Here is a 16122-nt window from a genome sequence, read left to right on the forward strand (position 1 = left end):
TCATACCGCCACCCCACCAGGCAGGGCGATCATGCCTTGCTCTGGAGCGTTCACAAGCACGGACATGTTGCCCGGTGGATGGGCGTTCTCATACATAAGCCGGTGCAACTCGGCAATGTCGTCAAACCGTGCCGTGAGGCTCAGGCAGGGATCGAGTCTTCCCGACGCGACGAGGTTGGTGACCTCGCGGGACTCTCGGGCGTTGGCGCAGTGCGAACCCTGCAGGCGCTTTTGGAACATCCACAGGAAACGCAGGTCCACGTCGCCGTTGTAGCCGCTGGTCCCGGCGCATGTGACCACCATCCCTCCGTTGTCGCAGACGTACAGCGACGTGGGCAGAGTGTCCTGGCCTGGATGCTCTAGAACGATGCGGGGCGACCGACGCTCGCCGAGTACGTCCCAGACCCTGCGGCCGAAGGAACGGACGCCGCTGAGCCAGTCGTGGTACGCGGCGGTGTCGGTGTGATCCGGCAGCCTGCCCCAGTGATCGAACTCGGTTCGGTTGATCACCCCTCGGGCGCCCAGCCGAAGGCAGTGCTCTGCCTTCTCCTCGGCCGACACCACCGCGATGGGCACGCCGCCGAGCAGGTCGACGATCTGGATGGCCATCGAGCCCAGGCTGCCGGACCCACCCCACACCAGGACCGGGTCGCCTGGGCGGACCGTGTGCGGGGCCCACCCACACAGTTGGCGGTAGGCGGTCGCACCGCAGGCAAGGAAGCAACTTGCTTGCTCCCACGTGAGGCGTTCGGGCTTGGGATGCAGCTGGTACTCGTCGACGACAGTGAACTGGGCGAAGGTGCCGAAGTTAAGTTCATATCCCCAGGCTCGCTGGGACGTCGAGATCGCCGGGTCGGTGCCGAGCCTGATGTCGTCGGCAGTCTCATCCCACTTCAAACCGCCGAACACGACGTGCTCGCCCACGCCGAACCGCGTGGCTCCCTCGCCGGTCGCCCAGATCACACCCGCCCCCTCGGAGCCAGCGATGTGGAAGCCGTGCGGGTCGCCCTTCTTCTGGCGGGCGGCGATCACGTCCACAGGTTCGCCCAGGCTGGCCCAGACGCCGTTGTAGTTGATGCCGGCCGCCATGACCATCACCAGCACCTGGCCGGGACCTACCGGCGGCACCTCCACGACCTCGAGCTTGATCGCATCCTGCGGCAGACCGTAGCGCTCTGGGCGAATGAGCGCGGCATACATATTGCGCGGCACCTCGCCCAGTGGAGGTATCTCTCCCAGCTCATATAGGTCTCGTGACATGTTCATCCATTCCCTAGGACGGCGAGGCGGCGCAGCGCCCGGCCGCCTTCCGCATGGTTCAGCAGGTAGAAGTGGCCTCCGGGAAAACCCCGTAGATGCGGCCGACGTGGCACGTCGTCGACCCACAACCGGGCTTCGAGCGCGGACGCCTCAGTGTCGTCCTGGCCGTACCAGACGTGGTACTCCGTGCCGGTGTGCGCGTCGTCCCCGCGGGCCGGCGCGCGGTAGGTGTCGATCAGGTGCATATCGTGGCCGAGCGCCCTCACGGCCAGTTGCAGCAGTTCAGGATCGGCGAACAGTTCCGGGGGGCAGCCGCCGTAGCGGCGGATGTCCTGAATCATCTCCGCCCGAGATCGGAGGGTAAATGCTGCCGGCGGAAAAGTCGCGAGCTTGCCCGTCGTCGTGGGTGAGCGGGACCCGGACAGCACAACGTTGGTCACGTGCCGTCGCCGGTCACATGGCAGTGCCTCGACGAGCGCGTGCGCCATCAGAGCACCCATGCTGTGGCCGAGGACAAGCGTTGGACGGTCGAGCAGCACCTCGAAATCCGGCCTGAGCCGAGCAACCGCCTCGCTGAAGGTGTTTGCCGGATCTGCGCGATCGTTGAGTTCGAGGAGCGCGACAGCGCAAGTGTCCGGCATCGTGCGAGCCAGCGGCAGCAGAGAAGCGGCCGATCCGCCCGCGTAGTGCAGGAGCACGATGCGGTGGGAAGCGTTCGCCGGGCCCAGCGCCAAGTGGCCAGGCGTCAAAACCTCCGTCATGTGGGTGCTCCGTCGTCATCGAGAACCGCCCGCAGCACTCGGCCGATCTCGCGCAGTGGCGCGCCGTCCAGCATCTGCTGGTGCTCGCAGTCAATTGGATGCGTGCTGATCGTGCCGGTGACGTGGGGCCGCCAGCGGTCCGGGGTCAAACGGACCGCAGCGGGACCCCGCGTGGCGGAAAGGAACAGCATCTCACCGTCGAAGGTGCCCGGGGTGTGTGTGGCAGCCAGTCTGGTGAAATGCCGGGCTATCTGTACGAGGTGCTGCGACCGCTCACCCAACAGAGCAACCATCGGGTTGTCGTGCTCACGCAGCAGGACCTCGGCCTGATCCGCAGTCAGCCCTTCTGACGGCCGGTCGGGGAGGTCGCCAACCGTCTCGAGCAGCGAGCACAGGATCGTTGCACGGTCAGGCAGTTCGGCCATCAGCCCTGCCGCCGGTGCCGTGTCGAGCACGGCCAACACCGCCACGTCCTCACCTGCCTCACGCAACATGGTCGCGACCGCGTGAGCGATGAGTCCGCCGAAGGACCAGCCCAGCAGCCGGTATGGTCCGGGCGCCACCCTCCTGATCCTGGCTACGTAGTCCGCGGCCATCTCATTGACCGAGCCCGGCAGCTTGCCCTCGTCTCCGTAGCCGTGAGCTTGGAATGCATGGATCGGCACGGTCGGAGGCAGCTCCCGGATCAGGCCCGCATACCGCCAGCCCAGGCCACTCGCCGGGGGGAAACAGAACAGCGGCGTCCCCGTCCCATCGGGGCGTAGAGGCAACATGACGTCGAACGCCGTGTCCTGCGCGATCCCGCCCCCCAGGATGTGACGGGCGGCGAAGCCGGCGACCGTGGGGGCGACGAACAGGTCCCTGATGGTCGGCTGTCCGCCCAGCCGCCGCCGGATGCGACCGATCAGCCGCATCGCAAGCAACGAGTCGCCGCCCAGGTCGAAGAAGTCGTCGTGAGTACCGACCTCATGCACTCCCAGCACGTCGCGGTACAGCTCGCAAAGGACTTCTTCGACGCGGTTGGCTGGGGCGACACGGGAACGTTGGGCGGGGATCACGGTGTCGAGAGCGGCGCGGTCGACCTTGCCGTTGGCTGTCACCGGCAGAGAGTCCCGGACGACGACGACCGCTGGCACCAAGTAGGCAGGCAGCAAGCTTTCGGCGAATCGAAGCACCTCGGCAGGGTCGGGGTGGCGCCCAGCGGACGGGACGACATGCGCCACCAGACGCTGGCCGTCCGGCCGCGAACCGGAAGCCACTACGACGCAGTGTGCGACGTCGGGCATGGTCGCCAAGACCGACTCCGCCTCGCCCGGCTCGACTCTGAATCCTCGGATCTTGACTTGCTCGTCGGCTCGGCCGACGAACTCGAGCACCCCTCGCGAGCCGAGCCGCGCCAGGTCGCCGGTTCGGTAGGCACGCTCGCCGGAGCCGTTCGGCTCGGCAATGTACCGGGTTGCCGTGAGACCCGGCTGGCCTACATAACACCGACCGAGCCCATCACCCGCGATGTAGACCTCGCCGACTGTTCCTTCGGGTACTGGCCGCAGGGCATGGTCGAGCAGGTGGATTCGGGTGCCGGGCAGGGGCAGTCCGAGTGGGACGCTTGTGCCGACGGCGTCGGCTGCGCGCATTCGGTGGGCCGTCGCAAACACCGTGGTCTCGGTCGGGCCGTAGCCGTTCACCAGGGAGAGGTGAGGATTGCGACGCAGGACGTCTCGCGCTGTCGCCGACGAAACGACGTCGCCCCCGGTCCAGATCTCATGCACACCGGCGAAGCACTCTGGCTCGTCCTCGGCGAGTATCCGGAACAGGCCGGCGGTGAGCCAGGCCCATGTGACCTGCTCGTCGCGGATGATGCGACCGAGGGTGGCCGTGTCCAGGTCGCCGGGTGGCGCGAGCACCAAGGTGCCGCCGTTAAGCAAAGTGCCCCAGATCTCTGCAGTGGACGCATCGAAGGCGAGCGGGCTGTGTACGAGCACCCGTCGTGGTGCGCGGAACGCCTCCGTACCGGCCAGCCAGGTGATCTCCCGTCGCGACACTGTCACGCCCTTGGAACGCCCGGTTGAGCCGGATGTGGACATGAGGTATGCGGCAGCTCGCAGAGGGACGGTTGGGATGTCGACGGCGTCGTTGGGCGGCGCGGCCGCGCCCGGGTTGATGATCGGAATCCCGACGTCAGCTGTGCCGTCATCGTCGGCCAGTAGCAGTGCAGCTCCGGACTCGGCGATTACGGTCCGCATCCGCGCAGTTGGGAACCGGCGATCGAGCGGCACGTAGGCCGCACCCGCCTTCAGCACACCGAGCAAAGCGGCAATCATCTGGGGCGTGCGGTCGACCAGAACGGCCACCGTCGTCTCCGCACCGGCCCCCGCCGCCACGAGTGTCTGTGCCAGCCGGTCCGACCACGCATCTAGTTCGGCGTAGGAGATGGTCTGGCCCTGGCCGGTCACAGCTGGGGCGCCCGGGGTCCCGGCTACACAGTCGGCGAAAACAGCGATCGGGTCACGATCGGGGACAACCGCATTCGGAGCGGCAGCCAGGGTCTGGCCGTGGTCCCGTCTCCCGATGACCCGCTCGACAGGCTGGTCCGGATCGGCTGCCATCGACTCCAGCGCGTCGCAGACCCAGGTCATGATCTGCTCTGCCCGGGCCGGGGCGACCATGTCCACGCGGTGAACCAGCCGTATCCCCATCTCGTCGCCTGCGGCAGCGGCCACCAGCCCGACCGGATAGTGCATCCCGTCCATGGCCTGCTCCAGCCGGACGGCCGTTTCGGCCGGGCCCACCCGGACGGCATCCCCGCCGGTCGGATAGTTCTCGAACGCCAGCGCGGTGTCGAACAGTTCACTGACGCCGATCAGCTTGTGTACTTCGGCCAGTCCAAGGTGATGCGCCTCCCCGAGGTCCGCCTGCTCATCCTGGAAGCGGTGCAGCAAGTCCGCCACGGCCTCGGCGGGGCGTGGAGTGAGCCGGACCGGCACGGTGTTGATGAAGCAGCCGATCATCGACTCGATGCCGGGAACGGCTGGTGGTCTCCCTGACACCACACTGCCGAAGACGACGTCCCGCCGTCCGGTGAGCAGACCGAGCACGAGCCCCCACGCGACGTGCACCATGGCGCTGGTCGTGACACCCAGTGTGCGAGCCCTGTTCCGTACAAGGGTCGCCACTCGCGCGGGCAGTCGCCGACGCACTTCCTGCTGCGGGCCTGCGGCCGTTCCGACGTCGGCCGTCACTAGGCAGCTGTCCACACCCGACAGGGTGGCCCGCCAGGCCTCCCGTGCTGCCTGCCGGTCCTGTCCCGCCAGCCATGACGCGAAGGCGCGGTGGGGTGTCACCGTCGGAAGCGGGGCTTCGTCCCCGGCGATCCGGTAGGCGGCGAAGAGCTCGCGCAGCAGCAACGGCAGGGACCAGCCATCCAACAGGATGTGATGGTTGGTAACGATCAGCCGGAACTCTTCTCCCGCCAAACGCACCAGAAGGAAGCGGATCAGGGGCGGCGCGGCCAGGTCGAAGCCTGCGCGGCGTTCCGCGGCCGCCAGCGCTGCCAGCTCGGCCGCATCGGCGGCCACGGCCTCCCTCCAGGGGATGGCCACTTGTCCGGCGATCACCTGCACAGGGGGACCGTCCGGTGTCTGGACGAAGATGGCACGCAGCGCGTCATGGCGTTCGACGAGCGACTGGACCGCTTGGCACAGCGCCTCGGGGTCCAGCTCTGCGGGCAGGGCGAGGACGCTCTGCACTACGTACGGGTCGTCGTGTTCGCGGTCGGCGCCCTCGAACTGCGCGTGGAAAAGCAGGCCTTCCTGCAAGGGGGTGACCGGCAGTACGTCCGAGGGTGCCGGCCAGGTCCGCTCGATCCAGTCCACCTGCTGCTGGGTGAGGTCGACAAGCGGGAAGTCCGAGGGGGTGCGGGTGGCCGTCGCGCCACGCGCATAGACGACGATGCCCTCCAGTGCCTCGAACCAGAGAGCGGCCAGCTCTTCCACGTCCCGCTCGGCCAGCACCCCTGTCGGCCAGGTCCAGTTCGCGACCAGTCGTGGTCCCTCGGGCGTGTCCCGAACCATGGCGTCGAGCGCGACGGTGTGGGCCACGGCCCGTGCGGCGGTTTCCCGCGGCGGTGTCGTCGCGGGGGCGGGAACGGCCGGACCGGCCATCCGCCCCAGGTAGTTGACGCAGATCTGCGGCGTGCCCGCCCGAGTCAGCAGCGGCATGCTCTGCGGATTTAGGTAGCGCAGCAGACCGAAGCCGAGCCCGGAGTCGGGCACGGACCGCAGCCGTTCCTTCACCCGCTTCACAGCCGAGCCCACGTCCGGGGCTCCGTGTCGGACGTCCGCCCACTCCAGTGTCCCGGGATCCAGGGCCACTGGGTGCAGCGTGGTGAACCATCCGACGGTACGGGTGAGGTCGAGTCCGTCCTGCTCGACCCGGCCGTGCCCCTCCACGTCGAGCAGGACCGCGCTCGTCGCGGGGATGCCGCGCCGCTTTCGCCACTCTCCGACGGCCAGAGCGAGCGCGGTCATCAACACGTCGGGGATCCGGCCATGGAACGCCGCAGGTGCCTCGGTGAGCAGCGGAGCCGTCGTCCCTGCCTGGGCCGTCCGCAAGATCGACCGGGTCGTGGCGACGGTGTCCTCGAAGGGATCGAGCGGTCGATCGCCTAGCACGGGGTCGGGGGTGCGCAGCACGTCCGTCCAGTGCCGGACCTCGGTCAGCCGGGAACGGTCCGCGGCGGCGGTGACCAGCCATTCGGCCCAGCGCTTGAAGGAGGTACCGACCGGGGCAAGTTCGATCGGCCGGTCCTCCGTCAGGGCGGTCAGGGCCTGGTCGAGATCGCCGCTCAGGATCCGCCACGACACCGCGTCCACGACGAGATGATGGGCGGTGAGGCAGAGCAGACCCGGCGCGCCGGGTTCTCCCGGCAGCAGCACCGCGGCAAGCATGGCACCGCTGTCGGGGTCGAGGCGGTCCCGGGCAGCGCTCAGCCACCGGGCCGCCGACTCGGACAGTGCATCGCCGGACAGCACGATCGTGTCGGCGACGACGAGCAGGTCCTGCGCGTAGACGGTACCCGGCTCCGGGATGTCCAGTGCCCATAGCCCTGTGTCGCCGTCACGGGACAGGTGCATCCGCAAGGCGTCGTGGTGGTCGAGGACGGCCTGAAGCGCGGCGGTGACATGCCCTCGGTCGAGTCCGGCCGGCACCGGAACGGTCACGGACTGCTCGAAACCGGCGATGTCCTCACCGAGTTCGCGCAGCCAGTGGATGGCCGGGGTGAGCGGGACCGAACCCACCCCCGGATCGGACACGGGTGCCGGGGAGGGGCGGCCGGATGCAGCTACGGCGGCGAGTTCCGCGATCACCGGGTGCGCGAAGACGTCGCGCGGGGTCAGTGAGAGTCCCTCCCGGTCCGCCCGGCTCACTAGTTGGATGGCGAGGATGCTGTCGCCGCCGAGCTCGAAGAAGTGGCCGTCGGCCGGCAAGTCGCACTGACCCAGCAGGTCTCCGATCAGACGGCACAGAACGCGCTCGTACTCGGTGACCGGGATACGGCCCGAGGCTCGGTTGGCACTCGGGGCCGCACCGGTGGCGGGGGCGGGCAGCTTCGCGCGGTCCACCTTGCCGTGGGCGGTGAAGGGCAGGGCATCCACGGGGACGAGCGCGGCAGGCACGAGGTGGTCGGGGACGCGCTCGGCGAGCCACCCGCGCAGCTCGGCGACACCCACGCCGCCGGGCTCCGCGACAACGTATCCGGCCAGCCGCGTCCCGGCCGGAGTGGAGAAGGTGGCCGCCGCAGCGGCGCGCACGGCGGGATGACCGAGGAGCGCATGCTCGAGCTCGGCCAGTTCCACGCGGTGGCCACGGATCTTCACCTGTCCATCGGCTCGGCCGATGAACTCGAGTTCGCCGTTCCGCCGCCGCCGGACCAGGTCACCAGTGCGGTACATGCGCGCACCCGGTGCGCCGTATGGATCGGCGACGAACCGGCCGGCGGTCACGGCAGGTTCGCCGCGATAGCCCCGGGCCAGGCCCGGCCCCGACAGGTAGAGCTCCCCGACCATTCCGGGCAGGACCGCGCGCAGAGCGGGATCGAGCACGTACGCCTTGGTGTTGGCGAGTGGCCGGCCCAGGGGTGGCACACTGTCACCGGCCAGTGCCCCGGTGATCGTCGACGCCACCGTGCATTCAGTCGGGCCGTAGACGTTCAGGACCCGGGACGACGAGGCCCATCGGTCCACGAGCGAGCCCGGTACCGTCTCGCTGCCCAGGGCGAGCACAAAGCCGTCCGGCAGCGCTCCGGGGCGGATGCGTGCGGCGACGGTCGGGGTCAGTGTCGTGTGGGTGACGCCATAACGCATCACCAGGTCAGCCAGGTTGGCCGCAGCGGTGACCCGGTCGGTATCGGGCAGCACCACGGCCGCGCCCGATGACAGGGTGAAGAGGATGTCGCCGGTGGCCACGTCGAAGCCCGGTGAGGCGAACTCCAGGACACGGCTTCCCGCCACGACCCGGTAGGCATCGGCAAGGCTGGAGGCCAAGCCCGGCAGCCCGCGGTGGGTGACCAGCACGCCCCGTGGAGTGCCGCTCGAACCCGAGGTGTGGATCAGGTAGGCCGGATGGTCGGGCGACCAGGGATGCAGCCGGTCCGCGTCGATGGGGTCGTGCGCGGGGAGGTCCGGCAGATGTTCCGCCGGGTCCAGGACGGGCGCATCCGTCGGCCCCGCGTCGCCCTTGGCCAGGACCAGTGCGGGAGCGGCCCGGTCGAACAGCAGACGTATCCGCTCGGCTGGATAGTCGGGATCCACCGGCATGTAGGCCGCACCGGATTTTAGCACGGCCAGCATGGCGACGATCAGGTCGACAGACTGAGGAAGGTGGAGGGCGACGATCTGCTCGGCGCCGATCCCCCTCGTGATGAGCCGGTGGGCGAGCCGGTTGGCGCGCTCGTTGAGCTCCTGATAGCTGATGCGGTCTGCGCCGCACACAACGGCGTCGTCGTCCCGGTGGTTGGGAACCTGCCGTTCGAAGGCGGCCAGCGCGTGCTCGTCGGGCACCGGGCGGTCCGTGTCGTTCCAGGGGAGCCGGTCGGCGGCCGGCTCCAGGCGCACCGCCCCGATCCGCAGCGTGGGATCGCCCGCGACCTGGTCGAGGAAGAGCACCAGCCGCGCGGCTAGTTCCTCCCCGGTGCGCCGGTCGAACAGGTCAGTGGCGAGTTCCAAGGCTCCGGCGAGGCCCTCGTGCTCCCCGTCGGCACCACGGCGTTCGGCGACGTTGACGGCAAGGTCGTACTTCGCCGCCACATGACCCGTGGGATGCGCGCTCACCCGTATCCCGTCGAGATCCAGCGGGGAAGCACGGTACTGGTCGAACGCCAGCATGACCTGTACCAAGGGGTTGCGGGCCATGGACCGCTCGACACCGAGCACGTCGACGAGCCGTTCGAAGGGCACGTCCTGGTGGGAATACGCGGCCAGGTCGGTCTGCCGGACACGGTCCAGCAGGGTGGTGAACGCCGGATCACCGCTGGTATCGGTGCGCAGGACCAACGTGTTGGCGAAGAACCCGATCATCGGATCCAGCGCGCTGTCGTCGCGGCCTGCCACCGGTGTCCCGATCGGTACGTCGGTGCCGGCGCCGTGCCGGGTGAGCACCGCGGCGAGCGCCGCGTGCATCACCATGAACAGCGTCACGCCTTGGCGTTCAGCGAGTTCGGCGAGCAGCCGGTGGGTGTCCGCGCAGACGGTGTACTCGACCAGTTCACCCTGGTGCCCAGCGGCTGCCGGGCGTGGGCGGTCGGTGGGCAGCGGGAGCTCCTCGGGCAGTTCGGACAGCATGTCGCTCCAGTACCGGATGTGCCGGGAGATCAGGCTGTCGGGATCGTTCTCGTCCCCGAGGAGCTCGCGCTGCCACATCGTGTAATCCGCGTACTGAACGGGCAGCGGATGCCAGTCGGGGGCGACAGAGCGCTTACGAGCGGCATAAGCGATGGACAGGTCCGTAGCGAACGGTTCGAGGGACGCTCCGTCGCCGGCGATGTGGTGCAGCACCACCGACAGGACGTGGTCCTCGGGAGCGAGCCTGAACAGCCGTGTCCGCAGCGGCGGTTCCTCGGCCAGGTCGAAGGCGTGCGCCGATGCCGTGGTGAGTTCCGCGGCGATTGCGTCAGGTACGACGTGGGCAACGGTGAGCCCCGGCCAGATGTCGTCGACCGGGAGGATCCGCTGGTAGGGCACACCGCGGTCGCTCTCGATGACCGTGCGCAGCACTTCGTGCCGGTCCAGCAAGTCCCTCAGGGCGGCATGCAGGGCCGCCTCGTCCAGGGGCCCCTTCAGGCGCAGCGCGAACGGGATGTTGTAGGTCGCCGACGGCCCTTCCAGACGGTCGAGCACCCACAGCCGTTGCTGGGCGTACGACAGTGGGACACGGGTCGGCCTGGTCACCGGGGCGATGCGGGGGCGGGCGGCCTCGCGGTCGTCGAGCACCGCGTCGAGGGCGCGCACCGTCGTGGCCTCGAAGAGGCGTCGGATGGGCAGCTCCACCTCCAGTGCATCGCGTACCCTCCCGATCAGCCGAACCGCCAGCAAGGAGTGTCCGCCGAGCGCGAAGAAGTCCTCGTCGACGCCCACGGACGGGCGTTCGAGCACCTCGGCGAACAGGGCGCACAGGGTCTCCTGACGCGGCGTCGCCGGGGGCGTCGCGTCCATGGCGAGCCGAGGGGTGGGCGGGCGTACGGCCTGCGCGGAGGCGACGGTGTACTCGGCCGGCACGAGGTGGTCCGGCAGCCATCGAGCGGCGAACGCGCGCAGCCGGTCGACGTCGAGCGCATGGTCATTCTCAGCGAGGACGTGCACCGCGACGGTCTGCTTCCCCGCTTCCGTGTCGTGATGGAGTACGGCGGCGACCTGCTGGACGTCGTCATGCTCGGACAGGACCCCTTCGATCCGGGCGAGGTTGATCTCCCGGACAGCCGGCACCGCGGCCAGATGCCGGTCGAGTGCGTCTCCCGATGTGAGGTCCACGGCTCCGATCCGCACCGACGGGTCGGCCGCCGCCGTCTCCAGCAGCCGCCGCAGCCGGTCGACGAGCCGTTCGACCGTGACACGGTCGAAGAGGTCCGAGCGGTACTCCACCATGCCGGCCACGCCTGCGGGACGGCCCGCGGCCGAGTCGCGTTCGGCGAGGTTGAATCCCAGGTCGAAGTTGACCGCGCCCACGTCCAGCGGTTCGCCGGTGATCCGCACGTCCGGCAGGGACAGCTCGGTCCGGGGGGCGTTCTGGAGCACCATCATGACCTGGAACAGGGGATGGCGGGCCAGCGAACGCTCCGGATTGAGAGCCTCCACCAGGTGCTCGAACGGAAGGTCTTGGTTGTCGTAGGCGGCCAGTCCTGCCTGCCGGACCCGGCCGATCAGCTCACCGAATTCCGGATCGCCGGAGGTGTCCACGCGCAGTACTTGGGTGTTGACGAAGAACCCGACCAGGTCCTCCGTGGCCGTGTCGGTCCGTCCGGCGATCGCGCTGCCGAGCAGGACGTCGGTGCCGGCGCCGACGCGGGTGAGGAGGGTGGCGACGGCACTCTGCAGCACCATGAACAGGCTGGCCCGGTGCGCACTAGCGAGGTCGAGAAGCCGGGCGTGCAATTCGGCCCCCCACTCGAACAACAGCCGCTCGCCCGCCGGTTCGGCGTTCTGTGCTCTCGGCCGGTCGCTGGGCAACGGGGTCTCCGCCGGGGCGGCGGCCAGGGTCCGGCGCCAGTGGACCAACTGGCGGGACATCGCGCTGTCGGGGTCGTCGGGGCTGCCCAGCACCGTGCGCTGCCACAGCGCGTAGTCAGCGTACTGCACCGGCAGGTCGGACCAGTCGGGGGCCGCGTCCCCTACCCGGGCCCGGTAGGCCGTGGCCAGGTCCCGGGCCAGTGGTCCGACCGACCAGCCGTCGGCCGCGATGTGGTGCAGGACCAGCAGCAGCACATGCTCGTGGTCGTCGAGCGCGAACAGGGTGGCGCGCATCGGCAGGTCGGTCGTCACGTCGAAGGGCATCCGGCCGGCCGCGGCCAGGGCGCCGGGCAGCGCGTCGGGATCGGTGGCGACCACAGGGAGTTCGGGCCGCGCCCGTTCGGCGGACAGGACTATCTGGGACGGCTCGCCGTCCTGCTCGGGGAAGACCGTGCGCAGCGTTTCGTGCCGGGCCACCAGGTCGCACAGCGACTGGTGGAGCGCGTCCCGGTCCAGGTTTCCGCTCAGGCGCAGCACGGTGGGCAGGTTGTAGCCCGGTGAGGATGTCTCGAAACGGTTGAGGAACCACAGGCGCAACTGCGCGAACGACAGGGGGACGCGCTCCGGCCTCGGCATCGGGACGAGCAGCGGACGTACCACAGGTGTGCCGGCTTCCAGCCGTTCGCACAGGGCAGCAACGGTGGGCCCCTCGAAGACGCGCCGGATCGGAATCTCGATACCAGTGACCGACCTGATCCTGCTGACGAGCCTGGTGGCCAGCAGGGAGTGCCCGCCGAGTTCGAAGAAGTTGTCGTCGATGGTCACCTCGGGCACCCCGAGCACGTCGGCGAACAGCTCGCACAGCACCCGCTCCCGGGGCGTGCGCGGCGGGCGTCCGGACGACAGGACGGCGAAGTCCGGCTTCGGCAAGGCGCTTCTGTCGAGCTTTCCGTTGGCGTTCAGGGGGAGTTCGTCGAGGACGACGAAGGCGGCCGGGATCATGTAGTCCGGCAGCCACCGTCGCAGTCCGGTCCGCAGCCGGTCGCTGAATCCGCGCAGGCGGCGGGTGCGTGCGGGGCTGTTGGCGTGCTCTTGCAGCCTGTCCCCAGCTGAGTCCCCCGTGTAGGCCTGCACCGTGGCGGCGTCGACATGCGGGGGCAGGAAGACCACGTCGAAGCAGTCGTCGCGGCCCTGCCCGGACCAGGTGGTCACCACCTGGAAGCCGTGCGCGGCACCCACGTCGTGCAGGTCCTCGGGGTCCACCCCCCTGCCCTCGGCCCGCAGGGCGGCCAGCACCCGAGCGGTTCGGCTGCCACGCCGCAGTTCACGCAGAGCGTCGTGCTCGGCGAGCAGTCGGCCGTTGGGCACATCGGTGACGCGGAGGCCGCCGGGCACATCCAGGAGCGCCTCGGCCACTGCGCCGGTCGAGCCCAGATCCGCCCAGACCATCCGAGGCAGGCGGTCGACCGGGGCCGGAGCGGCAGGCGCCTTGGTGATCACCACCTCGTAGCGGTAGCGCGACAGCTCGTTATCGAACCGGCCCCGCTTGAGCCTGATGTCCACTCCCGCGATGTCGGGGGACGTCCGGGCGAGCGCGACGAAGAAGTCGGGTGCCAGCAGCAGCTCCTCTTCGGCGGCCACCTTCTGCTCCACCAGGGCACGGACCGAGGACGAGTCCGCCTCGTCGGTGAGCTGTCCGAGGGCGATCGCCGTCTGCAAACAGCGCAGCAGGCGCAGGTTGCGGATGTCGCCGAGGACGACGCGACCGCCAGGCACCAGCAGATCCAGGCACTTGTGCAGTACGTCCGTGAGGTAGCCCGCGTGCGGGAAGTACTGGACCACCGAGTTGAGCACGATGGTGTCGAAGGAGCCTCGGGGCAATCCGCTGACGTCGTGGGCGCCCTGGACCCGCAGTTCGATGCCCGGCTGGTACTCGCCGCGCGCCCGCAGCCGCTCCCCCAGCTCCGCGATCACCGACGGGGAGAAGTCGGTTCCCCAGTACGCCTCGCACCGCGGGGCCAGCCGGGACAGCAGCAGCCCGTTGCCGACGCCGATCTCCAGGACGCGCCGGGGCTTCAGCCGCAGCACCTGGTCGACGGCCGCTGAGCGCCACTGTGTCATCTCGGCGAGCGGGAGGTGGCGACCGTCGTAGCTGCTCTGCCAGACCGTGAAGTCCTCCCAGAAACCTCCGTCGGCGACCTGGTCGGCGTAGAGCGAGTCGTAGAGATCGCGCCATGAGCTGACCTGGTCGTTCTCCTCCTGCTCGTCGCGGCCCGCGGACCACGCCGTGCCGGGGACGACGTAACCGACGAGCGTGCGCTCGCCGTCGCCGGTGTCGTCGACCAGGACGGTGGCCTCCACAACGCCGTCCTGGCGGGACAGTGCTGCCTCGACCTCGCCGAGTTCGATGCGGAACCCGCGCACCTTGACCTGGTCGTCCGCCCGGCCCACGAAGTTCAGTCCGCCGGCCCGGCGCCACCGCACCAGGTCGCCGGTTCGGTACATCCGGCTGCCCGGCTTGCCGAAGGGGTCGGCCACATACCGTTGCGCGGTCAACGACCGACGGTCGAGGTATCCCCGGCCGAGGCCCGTCCCAGCGATGTAGAGCTCGCCGGTGACGCCGGCAGGCACCGGTCGCAGGTTGGAGTCGAGTACGTACATGCGGACGTTCCGGGTCTGGCTGCCCACCGGGGGTGGGCCGTCGGCGACCGTCCGGGAGGCTTCGACTTCGGCCAGGGTGCTCCACACGGTGGTCTCGGTGGGGCCGTAGAGATTGACGACTTCGCGGCCCACCGCCCGCATATGCTCGGCGAGACCGGCGCCCAGCGCCTCGCCGCCGACCAGCAGCCGCATCCCGCGCAGTCCTTCGGGCGCGTGGGCGAGCAACGTGCGGTACAGCGACGGTGTGGCCTGCACCACGGTGACGCCCTGACGCACGGCGAGTTCGGCGAGCGCGGCGGGGTGGCGGACCGCCTCCGACTCGGCGACGACCACGCGGCCGCCGTGCAGCAGGGGCAGGTAGACGTCGACCGCGACGATGTCGAACGCGACGGTCGCGACGGCGAGCGTGCAGTCGTCACTGCTCATCGGAAACCGGTCGGCGAACCCCGTCAGGTTGTTGATGATGTTCCGGTAGGAGATCACCACGCCCTTGGGCCGACCGGTGGAGCCAGAGGTGTAAATGATGTAGGCGGCGTTGCCGGGCAGGATCGGCGCGACGCGGTCCTCGTCGACCGGGTCCGAGGCGTCCCGCCCGGACAGGGCGCGCTCGGTCGAAGGGTCGCCGAGCACGATCATCGGGATGTCCCCCGCGGGCAGGCGGGGCGCGATGTCCGGGGTCGTAATCAGGAGGGTCGGTCGGGCGTCGCGAAGCAGGAACTCCAAGCGCTCGGCCGGATGCGTGGGGTCCATGGGCAGGTACACGCCCCCGGCCTTCTGGACGGCGAGCAGCGCCACGACCATGTCGACCGAGCGGGGGACTGCCAGGGCGACGACGTGTTCGGGTCCGACGCCGTGCGCGATCAGTTCACGGGCCAGGCGGTTGCTGCGCGCGTTGAGCCGGGCGTACGTCAGCTCGTCGCGGCCGCAGCGCACCGCGGGGGCGTCCGGTGTAGCCGCGGCCTGTTGCTGGAAGCGTTCATGCAAGAGGTGCGACGGAAGGGGCTGGTCCGTCCGGTTGCGCGTCACCAGCAGGTCCTGCCGCTCGGCCGGGGACAGAAACTCCACCTGCTCGATGGGCGTCGCGGGGTCGTGCACCACGGCCCGCAGGAACTCGCCGTACCAGGCGACGAGTTGTTCCACGGTCTCCCGGTCGAAGAGGTCGGTGGCGTACTCGACCGTCCCGTACAGCCCGTCGGGTCCGCCCGCGGCCGTACGGCGCTCGGCCATGCTGACGAACAGGTCGAACTTGGCGTTGCGGGCGTGCACCGGTCGGGGGTGGGCGGTCAGGCCGGGCAGGTCGACCGTGACGTCCTCGACGTTCTGCAGGGCGAACATCACCTGGAACAGGGCGTTACCCGACAGAGAACGCGTCGGGTTCATCGTCTCCACCAGGTACTCGAAGGGCAGGTCCTGGTGGGCGTAGGCATCGAGGTCGGTGGCGCGGACCCGGGCGAGGAGCTGACGGAACGCAGGGTTGCCCGAGGTGTCGCAGCGCAGCACCAGGGTGTTGACGAAGAAGCCGACGAGCCGGTCGAGCGCGTTGTCGGTCCGGCCGGCGACGGGTGTACCCAGCGGGATGTCGGTGCCGGCGCCCAGTCTGGTCAGCAGTGCCGCGAAGGCAGCCTGCAGCACCATGAACAGCGTGGCCCGGCCGGTGCGGGCGATGTCGGCGAGTTCAACGTGCAAATCGGCATCGAGTGTGAAGTCGACGGTGGCGCCGC

Annotated in this window: 3 protein-coding genes (1 of these 3 cut by a window edge); all 3 read right to left on the reverse strand. The window is 69.6% G+C overall.

From position 1 onward, the window contains the following. Tightly spaced (each overlapping or abutting the next), the 3 genes in view from ccrA to ACZ7L5_RS43575 form a layout consistent with a single transcriptional unit that may run on beyond the window. A complete protein-coding gene (gene ccrA / locus ACZ7L5_RS43565; RefSeq protein ID WP_471524490.1) occupies positions 1 to 1266 on the reverse strand; it encodes a crotonyl-CoA carboxylase/reductase in 1266 nt (421 codons plus the stop codon). Further along, positions 1263 to 2021: a thioesterase II family protein gene (locus ACZ7L5_RS43570; RefSeq protein ID WP_471524492.1), complete on the reverse strand. Its 759-nt coding sequence runs from the start codon at positions 2019 to 2021 to the stop codon at positions 1263 to 1265. The genes ccrA and ACZ7L5_RS43570 overlap by 4 nt, the downstream gene beginning before the upstream one ends. After that, positions 2018 to 16122 carry the 3' portion of an amino acid adenylation domain-containing protein gene (locus ACZ7L5_RS43575; protein ID WP_471524494.1) on the reverse strand. Its footprint extends 3745 nt past the window's final position, so 14105 of the gene's 17850 nt are visible here — the last part of the coding sequence; its start codon lies off the right edge, out of view; it ends in the stop codon at positions 2018 to 2020. The genes ACZ7L5_RS43570 and ACZ7L5_RS43575 overlap by 4 nt, the downstream gene beginning before the upstream one ends.

This window comes from Streptomyces sp. NPDC107528 (assembly GCF_055639295.1).

Bases quoted from the DNA above. Each gene is read 5' to 3' on its own strand.
- ccrA (WP_471524490.1), bottom strand. From the start codon at position 1,266: ATGAACATGTCACGAGACCTATATGAGCTGGGAGAGATACCTCCACTG.
- ACZ7L5_RS43570 (WP_471524492.1), bottom strand. From the start codon at position 2,021: ATGACGGAGGTTTTGACGCCTGGCCACTTGGCGCTGGGCCCGGCGAAC.